The organism is Hymenobacter plasmatis, assembly GCF_020711255.1.
Lineage (GTDB): Bacteria > Bacteroidota > Bacteroidia > Cytophagales > Hymenobacteraceae > Hymenobacter.
In genome coordinates this window covers 15,297-34,077 of sequence record NZ_JAJFAW010000005.1, presented here as the reverse complement: position 1 = coordinate 34,077, position 18,781 = coordinate 15,297, and the positions used below count along the sequence as shown (strand labels likewise).

15 protein-coding genes are annotated in these 18,781 nt (G+C 58.7%); 6 read left to right on the top strand and 9 right to left on the bottom strand.

The window, feature by feature from the left end:
* Positions 1-32: 32 nt before the first annotated feature.
* Entirely contained in the window at positions 33-1,283 is a 1,251-nt protein-coding gene (locus LJ738_RS04795; protein WP_227785175.1) for a 3-deoxy-D-manno-octulosonic acid transferase, read from the top strand.
* Positions 1,280-2,245 carry a ribosome small subunit-dependent GTPase A gene (rsgA, locus tag LJ738_RS04790; protein WP_227785174.1) on the top strand — a complete coding sequence of 322 codons (966 nt, stop codon included), beginning with the start codon at positions 1,280-1,282 and terminating at the stop codon, positions 2,243-2,245. Before LJ738_RS04795 ends, rsgA begins: the two co-directional genes overlap by 4 nt.
* 167 nt (positions 2,246-2,412) lie before the next feature.
* Here the strand turns inward: rsgA and LJ738_RS04785 are convergent, their stop codons facing one another.
* Entirely contained in the window at positions 2,413-3,048 is a 636-nt protein-coding gene (locus LJ738_RS04785) for a fasciclin domain-containing protein (RefSeq protein WP_227785173.1), read from the bottom strand.
* A 176-nt stretch (positions 3,049-3,224) separates the two neighbouring features.
* Between LJ738_RS04785 and LJ738_RS04780 the strand changes: the two genes are divergently transcribed.
* Positions 3,225-3,683, top strand: a complete 459-nt coding sequence (locus LJ738_RS04780) for a peptidylprolyl isomerase (RefSeq protein ID WP_227785172.1) — start codon at positions 3,225-3,227, stop codon at positions 3,681-3,683.
* Positions 3,684-3,788: 105 nt separating this feature from the next.
* Here LJ738_RS04780 and LJ738_RS04775 read toward each other — a convergent pair whose 3' ends face one another.
* Positions 3,789-4,367: a DUF3109 family protein gene (locus tag LJ738_RS04775; RefSeq protein ID WP_227785171.1), complete on the bottom strand. Its 579-nt coding sequence runs from the start codon at positions 4,365-4,367 to the stop codon at positions 3,789-3,791.
* Positions 4,368-4,469: 102 nt separating this feature from the next.
* Between LJ738_RS04775 and LJ738_RS04770 the strand changes: the two genes are divergently transcribed.
* The 3 genes from LJ738_RS04770 to murA all read left to right on the top strand — a co-directional run bounded on the left by LJ738_RS04770 (position 4,470) and on the right by murA (position 8,983).
* Positions 4,470-6,716 carry an ATP-dependent helicase gene (locus LJ738_RS04770; protein WP_227785170.1) on the top strand — a complete coding sequence of 749 codons (2,247 nt, stop codon included), beginning with the start codon at positions 4,470-4,472 and terminating at the stop codon, positions 6,714-6,716.
* Positions 6,717-6,803: 87 nt separating this feature from the next.
* The gene (locus LJ738_RS04765) at positions 6,804-7,535 is read left to right on the top strand and encodes a DUF4290 domain-containing protein (RefSeq protein ID WP_227785169.1); all 732 of its coding nucleotides are present in this window, start codon (positions 6,804-6,806) and stop codon (positions 7,533-7,535) included.
* 143 nt (positions 7,536-7,678) lie between these two features.
* A complete protein-coding gene (gene murA, locus LJ738_RS04760) occupies positions 7,679-8,983 on the top strand; it encodes a UDP-N-acetylglucosamine 1-carboxyvinyltransferase (RefSeq protein WP_227785168.1) in 1,305 nt (434 codons plus the stop codon).
* Between the two features lie 104 nt (positions 8,984-9,087).
* Here murA and LJ738_RS04755 read toward each other — a convergent pair whose 3' ends face one another.
* The 7 genes from LJ738_RS04755 to LJ738_RS04725 all read right to left on the bottom strand — a co-directional run bounded on the left by LJ738_RS04755 (position 9,088) and on the right by LJ738_RS04725 (position 18,741).
* A complete protein-coding gene (locus tag LJ738_RS04755) occupies positions 9,088-9,426 on the bottom strand; it encodes a phage holin family protein (RefSeq protein WP_262907577.1) in 339 nt (112 codons plus the stop codon).
* Positions 9,427-9,453: 27 nt separating this feature from the next.
* Entirely contained in the window at positions 9,454-10,548 is a 1,095-nt protein-coding gene (locus tag LJ738_RS04750) for an agmatinase family protein (RefSeq protein WP_227785167.1), read from the bottom strand.
* A 206-nt stretch (positions 10,549-10,754) separates the two neighbouring features.
* Positions 10,755-11,375: a chemotaxis protein CheC gene (locus LJ738_RS04745; protein ID WP_227785166.1), complete on the bottom strand. Its 621-nt coding sequence runs from the start codon at positions 11,373-11,375 to the stop codon at positions 10,755-10,757.
* Positions 11,376-11,443: 68 nt separating this feature from the next.
* The gene (locus LJ738_RS04740; protein ID WP_227785165.1) at positions 11,444-13,084 is read right to left on the bottom strand and encodes a chemotaxis protein CheA; all 1,641 of its coding nucleotides are present in this window, start codon (positions 13,082-13,084) and stop codon (positions 11,444-11,446) included.
* Between the two features lie 105 nt (positions 13,085-13,189).
* On the bottom strand, positions 13,190-13,594 hold the full coding sequence (locus LJ738_RS04735) for a response regulator (RefSeq protein WP_227785164.1): 405 nt from the start codon (positions 13,592-13,594) through the stop codon (positions 13,190-13,192).
* A 62-nt stretch (positions 13,595-13,656) separates the two neighbouring features.
* Positions 13,657-14,187 (bottom strand): chemotaxis protein CheW, encoded by a 531-nt coding sequence (locus LJ738_RS04730; protein WP_068194378.1) that lies wholly within the window; start codon positions 14,185-14,187, stop codon positions 13,657-13,659.
* Positions 14,188-14,292: 105 nt separating this feature from the next.
* Positions 14,293-18,741, bottom strand: a complete 4,449-nt coding sequence (locus LJ738_RS04725) for a methyl-accepting chemotaxis protein (RefSeq protein ID WP_227785163.1) — start codon at positions 18,739-18,741, stop codon at positions 14,293-14,295.
* Positions 18,742-18,781: the final 40 nt, after the last annotated feature.

Sequence of the window (18,781 nt, the reverse complement as noted above, 5' to 3'; positions counted from 1 at the left end):
CGGGCCGAGTCCGGATTGCGTAATTTTGCGCCTTGCTGTTCCTCTATAATACTGCGCTGGGCCTGTATGGCCTGTTGCTGCGCCTCGCGGCGCCGTTTGTGCCCAAGGCGGCGGCCTGGGTCGCGGGCCGCCGCGGGCTGCTGCCCCACATTGCCCGCACCATAGGGGCCGACCCCGCACCACGGGTGTGGTTCCATTGCGCCTCGCTGGGCGAGTTTGAGCAAGGCCGGCCGCTGCTGGAGGCCTACCGCCAAGCCCACCCCGATACCAAACTGGTGCTGACGTTCTTCTCGCCTTCGGGCTACGAAATCCGTCATAACTGGCCTGGCGCCGACTATATCTTTTACCTACCGCTGGATACCCGCCGCAATGCGCGCGTCTTTCTGGACATAGTGAAGCCCCGGCTGATTGTGTTTGTGAAGTACGAATTCTGGTACCACTTCCTCAACGAAGCGCATCGGCGCGGCATCCCTGCCGTGGTAGTTTCCGCCATCTTCCGGGCCGACCAAGTATTCTTCCAGCCGTGGGGTGGTTTCTTTCGCCAGATTCTGAGCCGTTTTGCGCACATCTTCACCCAAAACGAAGCCTCGGCTTCCCTGCTTCGTGGCTTGGGCCTGACCCGGGTGAGCGTGGCCGGCGATACCCGGTTCGATACCGTGGTGGCCACGGCCGCGGCCCCGCCCAGGTCCTTGCCCGTAGTGGAAGCCTTTGTGGCCGATGGCGCGCCGGTGCTGGTGGTGGGCAGCAGCTGGCCCGAAGACCTGCCGGCCCTATCCCCGCTCCTCACGCACTACCAGTCCAAGCTGCGGGTGCTCATGGCCCCACACGAAATAAGCGAAACCAACCTACGCCAGGTGGAGGCAGCTTTTCCGGGCCAGGTACTGCGGTATTCGCAGGCCGACGCCGCCACGGTGACGCAGGCCCGCATCCTGCTGTTCGACAACGTGGGGCTGTTGAGCCAACTCTACCGCTTTGGCCAGTACGCCTACGTGGGCGGCGCTTTTGGCAAGGGCTTGCACAATACGCTGGAGGCTGCTGCTTTTGGGCTGCCGCTGTTCTTTGGCCCTACTTATGCCAAATTCCAGGAGGCTACTGAATTAGTTGAGCTGAAATGCGCGTTTCCCGTGCATAATGCGCAGGAGCTGGAAACGGCTTTTGCCCAACTCTGGCACAACGAAGAAGCCCGCCTGCGCCTGCGAGCCACAATGCTAACCTACGTGCACAGCCAGGCCGGCGCCACCCGCACCATTATGGCCGCGCTGCCCCACCTCACTGCATCATGATTTCGGATACTTCTTCAACAACCAGCCCAACTGCCCTGCTGCACGGTACCGTGGTGAAATCTACTGGCTCGTGGTACATCGTGCGCGATACCGCGGGCCAGCTGCACCGGTGCCGACTGCGGGGGAAATTCAAAATCAAAGGTCTGAAAGCCAGCAACCCCTTGGCTGTGGGCGACCACGTGGATTTCACAGTGGAAGCGCAGGCCGAAGGGTCGGCGGTAATCTCGCACATTGTGCCGCGGCGTAATTATATCGTACGCCGCTCGGTGCACAAAACCGGCCACGTGCACATCGTAGCAGCTAATCTCGACCAGGCACTGCTGGTGGTGACGCTGGTGTCGCCGGCCACATCGTTCGGGTTTATCGACCGATTTCTGGTTACGGCCGAGGCCTACCACATTCCGGTCACGCTCCTTTTCAACAAGACCGACTTGTACGACGCCGATGGGTTTGAGTACCAGGCTGAGATTGCGGGCATGTACGCCAGCTTGGGCTACCCCAGCCGTACCTGCGCTGCCACCACGGGCGAGGGCGTGGCCGAAATCGATGCCTTGCTGGAGGGCAAAGTGAGTTTGCTGGCCGGACACTCCGGCGTGGGCAAAAGCACTCTCATCAATGCCCTCGTGCCTGACCTCGATTTGAAAACCGCTGAAATCAGCGAGTTCTCTGATAAAGGGGTTCACACCACCACCTTCGCCGAAATGCTGGAAGTGCGCCCCGGCACCCATATTATCGATACACCCGGTATTAAAGAGCTGGGGCTAGTTGAAATCCCGCCCGCAGAGCTGGCCGGCTATTTCCCCGAGATGCGCGCCCTGCTCAACCAGTGCCGCTACCACAACTGCCAGCACACCCACGAGCCCGGCTGTGCCGTGCGCGAGGCCGTAGAACAAGGCCGCATTGCACTGCCCCGGTACGATAGCTACCTGAGCATGCTTGCCGGCGAAGACAACCGACACTAAACATCTGTCATTGCGAGGCCGCAGGCCGTGGCAATCCGTCCTGTCAAGGTCAGACACTTTCTTAAGCAAAAAGCCCCGGTACTGCGTAGTACCGGGGCTTTTCACATTATAAGGCTGGTCGCGCAAAACAGACGGATTGCCGCGCTGCGCTCGCAATGACGGGCACTCTACTTGCCCAAGGGCAGTACTACGCCGTCGATAACGTGGGTTACGCCATTGCTGGAAATCACGTCGGGGATTTGCACGGTGGCGGGAGCGTCTTTGCCGTTGCCTACCATCACCTTGCCGTCGCGCACCATGATGTGGAGCTTCTCACCGTTTACGGTGGTCAGTTCCTGGCCGTCTTTCAGGTCGGCGGCTACGAGGCGGCCGGGGATGACGTGGTACTTGAGCACGCCGGCGAGCTTGGCTTTGCTGGCGGGGTCCATCAGGCCGGCTACGGCGCCTTTGGGCAGCTTGTCGAAGGCGGCATTGGTGGGCGCGAATACGGTGAAGGGGCCGGGGCCGCTAAGGGTTTCAACTAAACCAGCCTGCTTCACGGCGGCCACCAGCGTGCTCACGCTTTTCGCGGCAGCGGCATTTTCTACAATGTTTTTGTCGGCGGTCATGGCCACACCGTCCACCATTACGCCTTCGGGCTTGGCCATCCGGGCCGAGTCGCCGGCCATGGCAGCCACCGAGTCAGCGGGGTTGACGGTGCTGGTGGTCTCGGTTTCGGTGGTAGCGGGCTTGTCGTTGCCGCAGCTTGCCAGCATCAGCGAAGTAGCCAGGGCCGCGAGCAGAGGAGCAAAATGTTTTTTCATGAAAGAAGTGTGGTGAAAAAGTGGTTTGGTGTGACTATGCCGATGCGGCAGTTGAGCTTACGAAGTAACAAACCGGCATGGATGTTTCGCTACGCCAACCGATTTCTTACCTTCGCCCCCGGGAAAGCGCCACAGTCTTTCGCCAAACCCAATTCGCAAGCACCATTCCGAGATTTATGAAAACTGCTGAAATCCACACCAAAAAGGGGGTAATGAAGGTCGAGTTTTACGAGCAGGACGCTCCGAAAACCGTTAAGAACTTCATCGACCTGGCCGAAAAAGGCTACTACGACGGCCTGAAGTTTCACCGCGTCATCCCGAACTTCGTGATTCAGGGTGGCTGCCCCAACACCCGCGCCGGCGCCAAAGGCGTGCCCGGCACCGGCGGCCCCGGCTATAAGATTGACTGCGAAACCAGCGGCGGCAACCAGCACCACGAGCGCGGCGCCCTGAGCATGGCTCACGCCGGCAAAAACACCGGCGGCTCGCAGTTCTTCATCGTGCACGACCGCCAGAACACCGCCCACCTCGACCGCGTGCACACCGTGTTCGGCAAAGTGGTGGAAGGCGTCGAGGTTATTGACCAGATTCAGGCTAACGACGAAATCGAGAAGATTGTAGTGAAAGAAGCCTAGGCGTTTCAATCCTTTGTCATCCTGAACGCAGTGAAGGACCATATCACGCCAGAACGACTTGTTCTAGTGTGATAAGGTCCTTCACTGCGTTCAGGATGACGGGAGCTATTTCTTAACGGGCGTTGGGTCTTCAATTTCCTGCACCAGTTCGCTGTACCAGCCCTCGCCGTACTTGCGAATCAGCGGGTCCTTCAAAAACTGGTACACCTTCACGCCTAGTGAGCCGCCAAAGGCGCATGCCGGGTTGCAGATGCCCCAGCGGTCGTAGTTAAGCGCGTCGAATCCGTCGTATTTGGTGATGCGAATGGGGTACAGGTGGCAGCTGATGGGCTTTTTGAACGTGGTGGCGCCGGCCAGATACGCCTGCTCAATGCCGCACTTCAGGATGCCGCGCTCGTCGTAGAGCGCGTAGGCGCACTCCTTGTCGTCAATTGTTGTTGTACTGAAGTCGCCTTCCCAGTCTTTGATATACAGGCCCTGGGCCTCAATGGCCGCGCGGCCCGCTTCGGTGAGGAAGGGCTTGATGTTGGCGTATTCCTGCTCCAGAATCTTGAGCTCGGGTTCTTCGAGCGGCGCGCCGAGGTCGCCCTCCACGCAGCAAGCGCCCTTGCAGGCTTCGAGGTTGCAGACGAAAAAGTTGTCGGCGATGTCGTCGGAGATGACCGTTTCTTGAATAATAATCATTAGTACAAAGATAACCCCGGCCGCGGGGCCAGAAATTCATTGGGCCCCCTACCCGGCGGGCCGTATCTTTGTCAACCGCCCAAAAGGCGGCTTAATTCGCAGATGGCACTAGATTATTTATCCCTCCTCAATCCGTCGCAGGCCGCCGCGGTGATGCAAACCGAAGGCCCGTGCATGATTATCGCCGGTGCCGGCTCGGGCAAAACCCGGGTGCTCACCTACCGCATTGCCAACCTACTGGAAAAGGGCGTCGACCCGTTCAACATCCTCGCCCTCACCTTTACCAACAAGGCCGCCAAGGAGATGCGCGCCCGTGTTGAGAAAGTAGTTGGCCCCGCCGCCCGCAACCTCTGGATGGGTACCTTCCACTCGGTGTTCGCCAAAATCCTCCGTTCCGAAGCCGACAAGATTGGCTACCCGCGCAGCTTCACCATCTACGACACGCAGGACTCGAAAACCCTGATTGGGCAGATTGTGAAAGAGCTGGAGCTAGACGATAAGCTCTACAAGCCCAGCCTGGTGCTGGGCCGCATCTCGGCCGCTAAGAACAAGCTGATTTCGGTAAACCAGTATCTAAACGACGCGGCCATCAAGGCCGACGACGAGGCAGCGCTTCGGCCCAAAATCGGCGTTCTCTACCAGCAGTACCAGCAGCGCTGCTTCAAGGCCGGCGCCATGGACTTCGACGACTTGCTCTTCAACACCAACGTGTTGTTCAAAGAGCACGTCGACGTGCTAAACAAGTACCAGAACATGTTCCGGTTTGTGATGGTGGACGAGTACCAGGACACCAACTACTCGCAGTACCTGATTACCCGCAAGCTGGCCGCCAAAGAGCGCAACATCTGCGTGGTGGGCGACGACGCGCAAAGCATCTATGCCTTCCGCGGCGCCGACATCACCAATATTCTTAATTTCGAGAAAGACTACCCCGAACTCCAGGTTTTCAAACTCGAGCAGAACTACCGCTCCACTAAGAACATCGTGTGGGCCGCGAACTCTGTAATTAAAAACAACCAGGCGCAGCTGCGCAAGGACGTTTTCTCAGAGAACGAAGACGGCACCCTGATTGAAGTCCTAAAAGCCGCTTCCGACAACGAAGAAGGCAAGCTGGTGGCCAATTCCATCTACGAGGACAAGATGAACGGCCATTTGTCCTACGACAACTTCGCCATCCTGTACCGCACCAACGCGCAAAGCCGCGCGATGGAAGAAGCCCTGCGGAAGCTCAATATCCGGTATAAAATCGTTGGGGGCCTGTCGTTTTATCAGCGCAAGGAAATCAAGGATTTGGTGGCCTATTTGCGCCTGACAGTCAATCAAAACGACGAGCAAGCGCTGCGCCGAGTGATTAACTACCCCAAGCGCGGCATCGGCGACACGACGATTAGCAAGCTAATTACCACGGCCGACGAGAATAACCACTCACTGTGGGAAGTAGTAGCCAACGCCGACCAGTTTATGCCGGCGCGGGTATCGAACCCGGTGGTGGGATTTGCCGAGAAAATCAAGAGCTACATGGTGATAGCTGCCAAGGAGGATGCCTTCGAAGCCGCCAAGTTCATCGCCAAAAACTCGGGCATGCTCGAGGAACTGTACGCCGATAAGAGCATCGAAGGCCTCTCCCGCTACGAAAACATGCAGGAGCTGCTCAACGGTATCAATGAATACGTCGACGACCCCGAGCGCGAAGACAAGAGCCTTGGCGCCTTCCTACAGGACATTGCCCTGGTAACGGATTCTGACCTTAAAGATGCGGCGCAGGAAGGCGAAGCTGTGACGCTGATGACCATTCACTCGGCTAAGGGCTTGGAATTCCGCAACGTCTACATCGTGGGCATGGAAGAAAACCTCTTCCCGAGCCAGATGATGATTACCTCGCGGGCCGACCTGGAAGAAGAGCGCCGCCTGTTTTACGTGGCCATTACGCGGGCTGAGAAGAAGCTCACGTTGAGCTACGCCACCTCGCGCTACCAGTGGGGCAACCTGCGCAGCTGCGAGAAAAGCCGCTTTCTGGATGAGATTGACCCGCAGTATGTCAACTTCAAATTCGAGGCTGGGCCGGGCGCGGGCGAGTCACCGTTTCAGCATGTATTTGAGCGGCGCTCGAACCTGATTCCGACCGCGCCGCGTAAAGTACAAGCTACCAAGTACGTGGCTCCGGCCGACTTCACTCCTTCCGATACCTCCAAGCTGCAAAGCGGGCAGCGCGTGGAGCACGCCAAGTTTGGCTTCGGCGTAGTGAGCCAGCTCGAAACCCAGCAGGGCACCACCAAAGCCACCATTCAATTTGAAGAAGTCGGCGAGAAAGTGCTGTTGCTCAGCTTCGCCAAGCTGCGGGTGCACTAACCTTTTGCGGCCCGTATGGAGGAGGCGTAAGCCTTCTTCCTATCTTTGGCCCGGGCCCGCCTTTGGCGGGCCCTCCTATTGCTTTCTATGACCGACCTCACCACCCTGCCCTTCCACCTGCAACTGCTGGTGCGCGAATACGGGCACAGCACCTATCAGCTCATTCAGGGCCTGGCTCAGATTGAAGACCTGGCCGAGCGCACCAAGCGGGCCGGGCAGATTGTGCAGCTCATGCTTCGCCTGCAGCCTTCTTTGCGCGAGCTGCCCGAGGTGCAAACCCGCCTCTGGAACCACCTGCACGCCATGGCTGGCGAAGAAGTGACCCTGGATGCACCGGTTCCACTGCGCAGCCTCACCATTCGTACCGAGAAGCCAACGCGTGTGCCCTACCCCCGCCAGGCTCCCAAGCTGCGGGCCTACGGCGCGGCCGTTGAAGCCCTGATTGCGAAGGCCCTCACCATTGAGGACCCCGCCGAGCGCGAGCAGGCCACTGTGCAAATCGGCCGGACGATGAAGTTCCTGTACCGCCAGCACAACAAGGAAAACGCTAAGGACGTGACCATCTTGCGCCACTTGGGCGAGCTGTCGGGCGGCCAGCTCCGACTCGACCCGGCTGTGGTCGACAGCGAGAGCCTCTTTGAGATGCCGGCTGGCACTGGCCGCACCCCGGTCTTTATCGTGCCCCAGCCCCAGCAACGGGAAGGCCGCGACCGTCGCGAAAGCCGCGACAACCGTGATGGCCGTAATGGCGGCTTTGGTAACAAAGGCGGTAAAAAGCGCAAGAAAGGTCGCCAGGAACCCCAACAGCCTCCTCAGTAACAGTTTCTTTCAGAACGTCATGCTGAGCTGGCCGAAGCATCTATACTGCTCAACTAAATGAGTTTAGTAAAGCAGGCGTGATGCTTCGGCCAGCTCAGCATGACATTCTGCCTACTCGAATATCAAACCGATTAAATTAAAAAATGGCTGCATTTGAAGTACGCGGTGGCAAAGCGCTGCGCGGCGAAATCACGCCCCAGGGCGCTAAAAACGAAGCCCTCCAAATTCTCTGTGCAGTACTGCTGACGCCGGAGCCGGTGACCATCAGCAACATCCCCGACATCCGGGACGTGAACAAGCTCATTGAGCTGCTGCGCGATATGGGCGTGAAAGTGGGCAAGCTGGCCACCGACACGTACATTTTTCAAGCCGAGGACGTTAACCTCGACTACATGGATTCCGCCGAATTTGTGGCCCAGGCCGGTGCGCTGCGGGGTTCGGTAATGATTCTGGGCCCGATGCTGGGCCGCTACGGCCGCTGCCAGCTACCCAAGCCGGGTGGCGACAAAATTGGCCGCCGGCCCATGGACACGCACTTCCTGGGCCTCGAGAAGCTGGGCGGCAAGCTCACGCTGGAAGGCACCGATTTCTACCGCATCAAGGCCGAGGGCAAGCTCAAGGGCACCCACATGCTACTCGATGAAGCTTCCGTAACCGGCACAGCCAACATCCTGATGGCGGCGGTACTGGCCGAAGGCACCACCACCATCTACAACGCTGCCTGCGAGCCGTACCTGCAACAGCTCTGCCGGATGCTAGTGCGCATGGGTGCCAACATCCAAGGCATCGGCTCCAACTTGCTCACCATTGAAGGCGTGGAAAGCCTGGGCGGCACCGAACACCGCATGCTACCCGACATGATTGAAATCGGCTCCTTCATCGGCCTTGCCGCCATGACGGGCTCCGAAATCACCATCAAGGACTGCCAGATTCCGCAGCTGGGCCTTATTCCGGATACGTTCCGCAAGTTGGGCATTCAGCTGGAGTTCCGCGGCGATGACATACACATTCCGGCCCAGCCCCACTACGAAATCGCCACCTATCTCGACGGCTCCATCCTCACAGTGAGCGACCATACCTGGCCTGGCTTCACACCCGACCTGCTCAGCATTGTGCTGGTGGTGGCCTGCCAGGCCAAGGGCACGGTGCTCATTCACCAAAAGATGTTCGAGAGCCGTCTGTTCTTCGTGGACAAGCTCATTGACATGGGCGCCCAGATTATTCTCTGCGACCCGCACCGCGCCACGGTTATCGGCCTGGACCAGCGCACGCGCCTGCGCGGCATCACGATGACCTCGCCCGACATTCGGGCCGGTGTGGCCCTCCTCATCGCTGCCCTTTCTGCCGAAGGCAAAAGCATCATTGAAAACGTGGAGCAGATTGACCGCGGCTACCAGAACATCGACCAGCGCCTCACCGCCCTCGGGGCCGACATTCGCCGGTTATAACCAATTGCATTTTAGCAAACAAAAAAGCCCGGCTATGAAGCCGGGCTTTTTTGTTTGCCAATTCTTAAGTGAAGTCCTGGATTAAGTTGAGCTGAAATGGCGAATTAGTCTACCACCAAATCAACCACGGCGTTCACCAGCGACAGCGCAATGCTGAAGAGCAGCGCATTGAGAAAACCGTGCACGTCGAAGCTGCTCATCAGGAAATCGGCCAGCTTCACGATGATGACGTTGATGACCAGCAGGAACAGACCCAGCGTCAGTACGGTAATGGGAAAGCCGAGAATCTTGAGGATGGGCTTCACAACTGCGTTGAGCAGGCCCAGCACCAGCACCAGAATGGCCGCGCTGCCAAAGCCGCTCAGTACCACGCCGGGCAGCACCAGGCTGAGGCCGTACACCAGCACTGCCGTGAGGATAAATTTGAGGATAAAACCAATCATGGAAAAAAGGGTTGAGGTGAAAGAAGTTTATTCCGCCTCCATCCCTTTCGCGACGAGGCGGCCTTGAGATACGGCCATCCAGTTGCAAAGTTGGTAGAGCAGGCGCGCGCCCACTATGCCGTTCCAATCGGTATCACCGGGGGCTACTTCGTTGAGGTCGCAGCCGATGATGGTAATACCTGCCCGCACGATGGAGCGGATGAGGTACGTAGCTTCTTCAAACTCCAGGCCGCCGGGCACGGGCGTGCCGGTGCCGGGGCATAGCTTGGGGTCGAGCCCGTCGATGTCGAAGCTGATGTACACTTTGGGGGGAAGTTGGGCTATGATTTTGCCGCAGACTTTCTTCCAGGATTTCTTGGCGAATTTCTCTTCGCTCAAAAAGCGCTGGCCAAACAACGCCACCCGCCCGTTGGAAGTAGCAATAAAATCGGCCTCCTGCTGGCACATGTCCCGGATGCCAACTTGCACCAGCTTCTTCACCTGGGGCAGTTCCAGGGCGTTGTACATGATGCTGGCGTGCGAATACTGAAACCCTTCGTATGCCGGGCGCAAGTCGCAATGTGCGTCGAATTGCAGGATGGCGAATTCTTCGTGCCGCTCGGCCAGCGCGTGCAGGTAGCCCAGGGGCGTGCTGTGGTCGCCACCCAGCACTACTACGGCCTTGCCATCGTCGAGCAGGGCGCCGGTTTTATCCTTGAGCCAATTTAGCATCTTGTTGCCTGCGGCCGTGATTTGGCCGGGCACGGTGCTGAATTTTTGCTGGTCGGCCTCGGGCTGGCCGGCTTCCAGCCAATCGATGTATTCGGAGGCTTGCGGCCGGAGCTGGCGGCTGGTTTCGGCAATGGCCTCGTCCTCGTCTTCCATGGCCAGGCCCAGCTTCCAGGCATCGGGCAAATCCTGGTCGTACAGGTCGACTTGCATGGAGGCTTCGCGAATGGCGGCTGGCCCATCGGCGGTACCGGCACGGTAGCTCACCGTCACTTCCCACGGCACGGGCACCACCACCACCTGAGCTTCCTCGGTGGTGAAGGGCAAACCAAACAGGCCGCCTCCCGCATCGCCAGGAGCATTGGGGTCGAAGGAGGCTATTTTTTGGGCCAAAGCGGCATCGTTCTTAGACATCGGTGTTTGCTAGTGAAGGGTTATTAAAAACCAAGGCCGCCAATCGGGTTGAATCCGCTGGCGGCATGGGCAGGGAAGCTATTAGATAGCTCCTCAAAAATCCAAAGTATCAAGTTGAGCCAAATGAAACAGCTCAATCTGTATGACGTGCTTATATCAAAGGACGTTATGTTGCTAAACGCAGTAAACAGCCTTCAGTAAAAAGACTAAGCCGACATCTGGCTGCCCAGGAAATCGTAACTGCGGATTATCTCCAGAATTTTCGAGAAAGTAATCCGGTCGAAGAACAGCATCAGCGGCAGCTCCACCATGTTGTCCTTGTCGGAAAACTGGGTGATTACCGAGAAAATAAGCGGCTGCAATTGGTGCTGAGGCAGCAGGCTCTGCAGGATATCCCCGATGTCGCCGTGAGGAGCTGTGGGAGGAGCCCCGTAAATGTTGGCCTTGAGGATGTTGGCGAGCTGCGTGACCAGGGCTCCGGTGATGATGTTGCTGATTTCCAGTAGTAGCGATTCCTGAAGCTCATTCACTTCCAACGATTCGGCCGTCTGCATGCGCAGACATACCCGGGAAAGCCGCTGAATGTGCTGGCCCGAGAAGAACATCAGCGTAGTACCGTTGAAGTCCCCCCGGATATCGGACTGAATAGCAACGTGGTTGGTCTGGTAATCGCGCACTCTAACCAAAATATCGTCGCTTACCAGCAAGTCAATATTCGGCACTTCCAGGAGCACCCGTTCCTGTGCGACTACGGCGAACGAATCGGCGGCGCGAGCCAGGCCAATGTTCAAAATCTCGCGGATTATATCACGTTCTAAGTCGGTCATCGATAAATCCATAACGTCGAATATAGGGGGAAGTGCAGCTGCGAGGACTGTGGTGAGAGAAGGTGAGTTTAGGGCCGTTTGTTTAAAAACAAGCGGGTGAGTGCCGGCACATCCAGTACGAGGCACACTTGCCCGCTTCCGAGCAGGGTGACTCCCCCAAACAGGTCAATGGTATCTAAAGGCTTACTGAGTGGCTTGATGACGATGTTCTGCTGACGCATAAATCGGTCGACGACCAGGCCCAGGCGGCGGTTGTTGTAGTTGACCACCAGCACATGCTGGGGGCCATTCATGTCGTTCTTGTCGGCAAGGGGCAGCGGCCCATCGCCTTCGTCGTACAGCAGCTGCCGCAAGGGCACCAGCGGCACGGACTGCTCGTGGAATTGGGTCACAAGCACGCCGCCCACCACCGAAATCTGCCCGGGGTGCAATGCCAGCACAGTGTCGGTGTGCAGCAGTGGAACGGCGTAGGGACGGTCGTCTACTTCCACCAGCAAGGCGCCTTTTACGGCAATGGAGGTGGGCAGTACCAGCGTAAACGTGGTGCCTACGCCCAATTGCGACTCCACCCGCAGCTGGCCGCCCAGCGAATCCAGGGCCAGCTTCACCACATCCAGGCCCACGCCGCGGCCGGAGATGTCGGTCACTTGTTGAGCCATTGAGAAGCCCGGCTCGAATAAGAACGCCCACACGGCGTGCTCGTCAAGTTTGGCGGCGGCTTTGGCCGTGGTCAGGCCGCGCTCTACGGCTTTGCGGCGCACGGCTTCGGTGTCGATGCCGCGGCCATCGTCGCGCACCTGAATGAGCACGTCGTCGCGCTCGGTCAGGGCGGAAAGGGTGAGCTGCCCGATTGGGGACTTGCCCGACTTCAGGCGTTGCTCGGTAGTTTCGAGGCCGTGGCTGACGGCGTTGCGCACCAAGTGGAGCAAGGCGTCAGTGATGATTTGCAGGATGTTGCGGTCAATCTGCACGTCCTGCCCGCTCATTGTCAGCTCAACTTGCTTGTCCTCGACAGCGGCCACGTCGCGTACCACCCTCGGAAACTTGTTGAGCAGGACGCCCACTCCTACCAGCCGGGCATCCATCACGCTGTACTGCAAATCATCGGAAATGCGGAACAGGTGCTGGGCCGTGGCCAGCAGCGCGGGGTTATCAAGCTCCTGGGCCAGAGTCATTATCCGGTCGCGGTCAATCACGAGCTCGCCTACCAGGTTCAGCAGGTTATCAAGCTTCTTGACCTGGATGTACACCAGGTCCGACAGCTCCATTTTCCGGTTCGACTCCTCTTCGGTGTCGATGGTCTCTTCTTCATCCAGCACCGGCGCTTCGCCGCGCACCAAGCGGTCGAGGTTCTCAAGCAGCGCGCTGGCATCGGGCAGGGGCTGGTTGGCCCCCACCGCCCGAATCATATTGCCCAACGCATCGACCCCGGCAAACACCACCCGAATGAGTGGCCCGCTAAAGGTGCGCTCATGGTCCCGAATCAGCCCAAATAGCGTTTCCAGGTGGTGGGCAACCTCGCCCAGGTCCGTAAAGCCCATGGCCCGGGCATTGGCCTTGAGGTTGTGCATGAGCCGGAACAGCTCGTTGAGCGCCGGGCCTGCGTCAGGATTGCGCTCCAGCTCGCTTAGGTGCCGGCTCATGGAGTCGTAATACTCCAGCGCCTCGGCCATGAACAGCTCCCGGTATTCCTGGTCGCGCGTTTTCATTGGCCGATTTTCTTAGTTACACGTTCTTCCCAAACCGCCACGCGCTGCCAAGCCCCATCGTTTCCGACGGTGAGCTGCATAGTCACGGGAGGTTGCGGCCGCACCTTAGGCCGTCTGTTCGGTGGCGTCGTTGTTTTGCAACGCGGCGCCCACTATCTCCAACACCTTCTCTTCCGAGAACGGCTTCACGATGTAGGCCAGGGCCCCGTTCTCGATGGCTTCGTTCACGATGACCTCCTGGCCCACGGCGCTGCACATTACCACCTTGGCCGACGGCTGCGTTTGGCGAAGGCTCTTGAGCACGTCCAGCCCGGTGTTATCGGGCAGAATCACGTCGAGGGTGATAAGGTCAGGCTCGGTTGAAGTGGCCATTTCCAGGGCCTGGGCCCCGTTGGCGGCTTCGCCTACTACCTCGTAGCCAGCGTCGGTGAGCATGTTCTTGAGCATCGTCCGCATGTAAAATGAGTCGTCGACGATGAGAATGCGCTTGTTCATGGTATTGGGTGACATAGGGATAATTCGATTGCATGGCCGAGCTACTGCGCCCGGCCCCGCGTTGTACGGGCTGGGGGCTACGAAGATGCCCCTTTGCCCGGCAGCCGCATCACCTCGCTTGGGGTGAGCAGCTTACGCATGTCGAGCACGATGATGATGCCTCCTTCCGGTAGCTTGGCAATGCCTTCGAGGTACTTGTCGCGGGTGCTGGAGTCCTGCACAAACTCCGGGGCCGGCTCAATCTGGCTCAGGGGCAGCGTGAAGGGACGCGGCACTTCGCGCACCATCAGGCCCAGGGTATAGTCGGCAGCCTCCACGGCTACAGTATAACTGCGCTCGGGCAAGGGCCGGCCGGCGGGCCGCAGCCGAAACCGCTCCTCCAGGTCGATGATGGCAATAATGTCGCCGCGCAGGTTGGCAATGCCTTTGATGAAGGGCGGTGTTTTGGGCATGCGCGCCACTTCCGGCGTCACGGTCACTTCCTTCACCTGCTCAATGCGGATGCCGTAGTCTTCGTCGCCCAGCCGGAACACAATGAGCTGAACCAGCTCGGCCGGTTTGGCACGTTCAGATTTAGGGGCAGGAGCGGCTAGTTCAATCTCGGCCATATACTTGGTAGTCAGCAGCTGGTGGTCAGTAGTGGGTATTTGGTAGTCGGAAGGCTAAAGCACTGTTGCTTGCGACTACCAAATACCACTACCAGTTACCAAAAATTACTTGGCTTTGGCTTTTGATTTGGGGGCTGCGTCCTTCACGGCCTGGCCGTTGCGCGGGCTCTTGCCATTCTTCGCCTGTTCGGGCTGGGCCGCCGGCTTTGCAGGCGCCGGCCGCGAGGCTGGAGCTGCAGGCTTGGGCGCCCCATTGCCGTTAATTTCTACCTCCGCGCGATTCGACCGTACCCGCCGCTCCGTTTTGGGAGCTGCCGGAGCAAACGTTTCGGCCCGGCCGTTGCGACGCACCATGCCGTTGCGGCGGCCATTTTCGGAAGGTTCCGGAGCTGCTTCGGACCGGCTTTGAGCCCGACGGTTGGCGCTGCCGTTGCCATTCTGCGGAGCGGGGGCGTAAGAATCGCGGGCCCGGTACATATCCCGCACGCTGGGGCCGCGGCGCAGCGGCAGCGGCTCGGGCTCCGGCTCGTAGGAACTGAGCTGGAAGGTTTCGAGACCGGCCTGGAGGTCGTCGGCAATGTCGGTGAGGCGCTGCGAGCTGGTAGTCAGCTCCTGCATAGCCGTCGACAGCTGCTTGGCCGTGCCGGCCACTTGCTGCGTGCCCGTTGCCGTTTGCTCGGCAATGGCTACCACTTCTTCCACGTACTTCACTACGTCGCCAATCGAGGTTTTCTGTACCTCGGTAGCCGTTAGAATGTCGCGCGAGGTGCGAAGAGTTTCGCCGCTGCTGGTCGCAATGTTCTTAAAGGCCGAGCTGGCTTCGAACGTGGCGTTCTTGCCTTTGAGTACCCGGTTTTCCATGGTCGAAATAGCGGTTGCGGCCGAGGTGGTGTCCTTGCGAACGTCCTCTACCAGCGTGGCAATTTCGTTGGCCGACTTGCGGGAGCCTTCGGCCAGCTTCCGGATTTCCTCGGCTACTACCGCGAAGCCACGGCCGGCTTCCCCGGCGCGGGCGGCTTCGATGGCGGCGTTCAGAGCCAGCAGGTTGGTTTGCGAGGCAATGTCGGTAATTACACCCAGCGACTTGCTGATTTCACCCGACCGGGTACTCAGTACTTCAATGGTGCGGGACGTTTGCGAAGCGGCGCTGGATATTTCTTCCATGTTTTTTACCACTTCCGCCACCGTTTTCAGACCGAGCTGCGAGGTCTGCTCACCCAGGATAGCCGATTTGTTTACCACGTCGGCCTTGTTGGCGGTTTCCTTCGTGGCCTGCATGATTTCTTCAATCAGCTTAAAGGCCTGGTCGGTTTTCAAAGCCTGGTTCTGAGCGCCTTCAGCCATCTGCTGCATGGCCAAGGCCACATCGACGGTTACGCGGCTCATCTCCTGGCCTTTACCAGCCATTTCTTCCGACGAAGTACCCACAATCTGCGACGAGTCGTTGATTTCGCCGAGCAGCTCGTTCAGGTTCTCTACGGCGAGGTTAAGGGCGTTGGACATGGCCAGGATGTCGCCCGTGGTGGGCACTTCCACGCGCTGGGTCAGGTCGCCTTCCGAGATGGCCCGCACCACGCGGCTTACTTCCAGTACCGGCGAGGCAATGGATTCGAGCAGGGCGTTGAGCGTGTCCACTAGTTCTTTCCAGGAGCCGGATACGCCGCCTACCGTGGCGCGTTCAGTCAGCTTGCCTTCCACACCGGCCACTTTCGCCACGCGGCTTACTTCGACGGCGAGGCGGTTAAGGTCGTCCACCATTCGATTGATGGTGTCGGCCAGCTCAGCTACTTCGCCTTTGGCTTGCAGCGTCAGTTTCTGGGTCAAGTCACCCTTCGATACCGCGGTTACTACCTTCACAATGCCCCGCACCTGCGTGGTGAGGTTCGATGCCATGTAGTTTACGTTGTCGGTGAGTTCTTTCCACACACCAGCCACGCTGGGTACCGAAGCCTGACCGCCCAGCTTGCCCTCGGTGCCTACCTCTTGGGCCACACGAGTTACCTCGCCGGCGAAGATGTTCAGGGAGTCCACCATTCGGTTCAAGTTGTCTTTCAGGTCCAGCAGCTCGCCGTTGACGTTTACCGATACCTTCTGGCTCAAGTCGCCGCGCGATACGGCGGTAGCTACGTTAGCAATGTCTCGCACCTGAGAGGTCAGGTTGCTGGCCATCGTATTTACGTTGTCGGTCAGGTCTTTCCAGGTGCCGCGCACGTTGGGCACCTTGGCTTGGCCGCCCAGCTTGCCTTCGGTACCTACTTCGCGGGCCACGCGGGTTACTTCGTCACCGAAGGTGTTCAGGGAGTCAACCATTTCGTTGAGGTTTTCCTTCAACTGCAACAGCTCACCGCGCACATTAACCGTGATTTTCTGGCTCAAGTCGCCTTTTGCTACGGCGGTTGCCACGTTGGCAATGTCGCGCATTTGCGAGGTCAAGTTCGAGGCCATCGTATTCACGTTGTCCGTCAAGTCCTTCCAGGTGCCGCTTACGCGCGGCACGTTGGCCTGACCGCCCAGAATACCCTCGGTGCCCACCTCACGGGCCACACGAGTTACCTCGCCGGCGAAGATGTTCAGGGAGTCCACCATCTGGTTAAGGTTGTCCTTCAGGTCCAGCAGTTCGCCTTTTACATCTACCGTAATCTTCTGGCTCAAGTCACCTTTCGATACGGCGGTGGCTACGTTGGCAATGTCTCGCACCTGAGAAGTCAGGTTGCTCGCCATCGTGTTCACGTTGTCGGTCAGCTCCTTCCAGGTACCACCTACGCGGGGCACAACGGCCTGGCCGCCCAGTTTCCCTTCCGTTCCTACTTCGCGGGCCACGCGGGTTACTTCGTCACCGAAGATGTTCAGGGAGTCAACCATCTGGTTGAGGATGTTCTTCAGCTCCAGGATTTCGCCCTTCACGTTCACCGTCATCTTCTGGCTCAAGTCGCCGCGCGCTACGGCCGTGGCCACGTTGGCAATGTCTCGTACCTGCGAGGTAAGAGCCGCGGCCATGTCGTTTACGTTGTCGGTGAGGGCTTTCCACACACCGGCCACGTTGGGCACGCTAGCCTGTCCACCCAGCTTCCCTTCCGTTCCTACTTCCTGTGCCACGCGAGTTACCTCGCCGGCAAACAGGTTCAGAGACGCCACCATTTGGTTGAGGTTTTGCTTGAGCTGCAGGAATTCACCTTTTACGTCGACGGTTACCGTCTGCGTCAAGTCGCCTTTTGCTACCGCGGTGGCTACGTTGGCAATGTCTCGTACCTGGCTCGTCAAGTTCGAAGCCATGTAGTTTACGTTGTCGGTCAGGTCCTTCCACACACCAGCGACGCTGGGCACGGAGGCCTGGCCACCCAGGCGCCCTTCGGTGCCCACCTCCTGCGCCACGCGGGTTACTTCGCCGGCGAACAGGTTGAGCGAGTCCACCATCTGGTTAAGGTTCTGCTTCAGTTGGAGCAGTTCACCTTTTACATCAACCGTTACTTTCTGGCTCAAGTCGCCTTTGGCTACCGCGGTGGCTACGTTGGCAATGTCCCGCACCTGAGAGGTCAGGTTGCTGGCCATGTTGTTTACGTTATCCGTCAGGTCCTTCCACACACCGGCCACGTTGGGCACGCTAGCTTGTCCACCCAGCTTCCCCTCCGTTCCTACTTCCTGGGCCACGCGGGTTACCTCGCCAGCAAACAGGTTCAGCGAGTCCACCATTTGGTTCAGGTTCTGCTTCAGCTGCAGGAATTCACCTTTTACATCAACCGTTACCTTTTGGGTCAAGTCGCCTTTGGCCACGGCGGTAGCTACGTTGGCAATGTCTCGTACCTGAGAAGTCAGGTTCGAGGCCATGTTGTTTACGTTGTCGGTTAGGTCTTTCCAGATGCCGCCTACGTTTGGTACGCTGGCCTGGCCACCGAGCTTGCCTTCGGTTCCTACTTCTTGGGCCACACGAGTTACCTCGCCGGCGAAGATGTTCAGGTTGTCAATCGTTTTGTTGATGGTTTCGGCCATCAGCTTGAAGTCGCCCGATACCGGAATCTGGAAGCTTTCGTCCAGGTTGCCGCGGCTGATGTTCTTCAGTACCTTGCCTACTTCCAATACCGGAACGGCGATGCTGTCCACCAAGCCGTTGATATTGTTAATCATGTCGCGCCAGAAACCCGCGGCGCCGTCGGCCGAGGCGCGGGCCTTCAGGTTTCCTTCTACCCCGGCCACCTTCGAGATGCGCGATACCTCGCCGCCTACCCCGCCTATCATCTCAACCATCGAGTTGTAGGCTTCGGCGATTTCGGCGAAGATGTCGTCGTTCTGCTTGGTGAGGCGCACCGACACGTCGCCTTTTTTGAAGGCGTCAAGCGCGTAGAGCACCCGGTTGAGCTGGTCGTTTACGTAGCCCGGGTCCTGGGTATCCACCGAACCCCGCGAGCCGCCTTTTTTGCGGGTCAGGTCGTTGTTGGTCCGCACAACATCCAGGGCCGATACGGCACCGGTATCCGGCTTGCCACCGGTAATATCATCCGTGTCAGCGGTCGTCGGGGTGCGGCGAAGCTTAGTCTGCGGATTCTTGGGGGAAGCCATATTATATAAGTAACAAGCGGATGGAAGGAGGACAAAAAGG

Bases quoted from the DNA above. Each gene is read 5' to 3' on its own strand.
- rsgA (WP_227785174.1), top strand. From the start codon at position 1,280: ATGATTTCGGATACTTCTTCAACAACCAGCCCAACTGCCCTGCTGCAC.
- LJ738_RS04785 (WP_227785173.1), bottom strand. From the start codon at position 3,048: ATGAAAAAACATTTTGCTCCTCTGCTCGCGGCCCTGGCTACTTCGCTG.
- LJ738_RS04780 (WP_227785172.1), top strand. From the start codon at position 3,225: ATGAAAACTGCTGAAATCCACACCAAAAAGGGGGTAATGAAGGTCGAG.
- LJ738_RS04775 (WP_227785171.1), bottom strand. From the start codon at position 4,367: ATGATTATTATTCAAGAAACGGTCATCTCCGACGACATCGCCGACAAC.
- LJ738_RS04770 (WP_227785170.1), top strand. From the start codon at position 4,470: ATGGCACTAGATTATTTATCCCTCCTCAATCCGTCGCAGGCCGCCGCG.
- LJ738_RS04765 (WP_227785169.1), top strand. From the start codon at position 6,804: ATGACCGACCTCACCACCCTGCCCTTCCACCTGCAACTGCTGGTGCGC.
- murA (WP_227785168.1), top strand. From the start codon at position 7,679: ATGGCTGCATTTGAAGTACGCGGTGGCAAAGCGCTGCGCGGCGAAATC.
- LJ738_RS04755 (WP_262907577.1), bottom strand. From the start codon at position 9,426: ATGATTGGTTTTATCCTCAAATTTATCCTCACGGCAGTGCTGGTGTAC.
- LJ738_RS04750 (WP_227785167.1), bottom strand. From the start codon at position 10,548: ATGTCTAAGAACGATGCCGCTTTGGCCCAAAAAATAGCCTCCTTCGAC.
- LJ738_RS04745 (WP_227785166.1), bottom strand. From the start codon at position 11,375: ATGACCGACTTAGAACGTGATATAATCCGCGAGATTTTGAACATTGGC.
- LJ738_RS04740 (WP_227785165.1), bottom strand. From the start codon at position 13,084: ATGAAAACGCGCGACCAGGAATACCGGGAGCTGTTCATGGCCGAGGCG.
- LJ738_RS04735 (WP_227785164.1), bottom strand. From the start codon at position 13,594: ATGTCACCCAATACCATGAACAAGCGCATTCTCATCGTCGACGACTCA.
- LJ738_RS04730 (WP_068194378.1), bottom strand. From the start codon at position 14,187: ATGGCCGAGATTGAACTAGCCGCTCCTGCCCCTAAATCTGAACGTGCC.
- LJ738_RS04725 (WP_227785163.1), bottom strand. From the start codon at position 18,741: ATGGCTTCCCCCAAGAATCCGCAGACTAAGCTTCGCCGCACCCCGACG.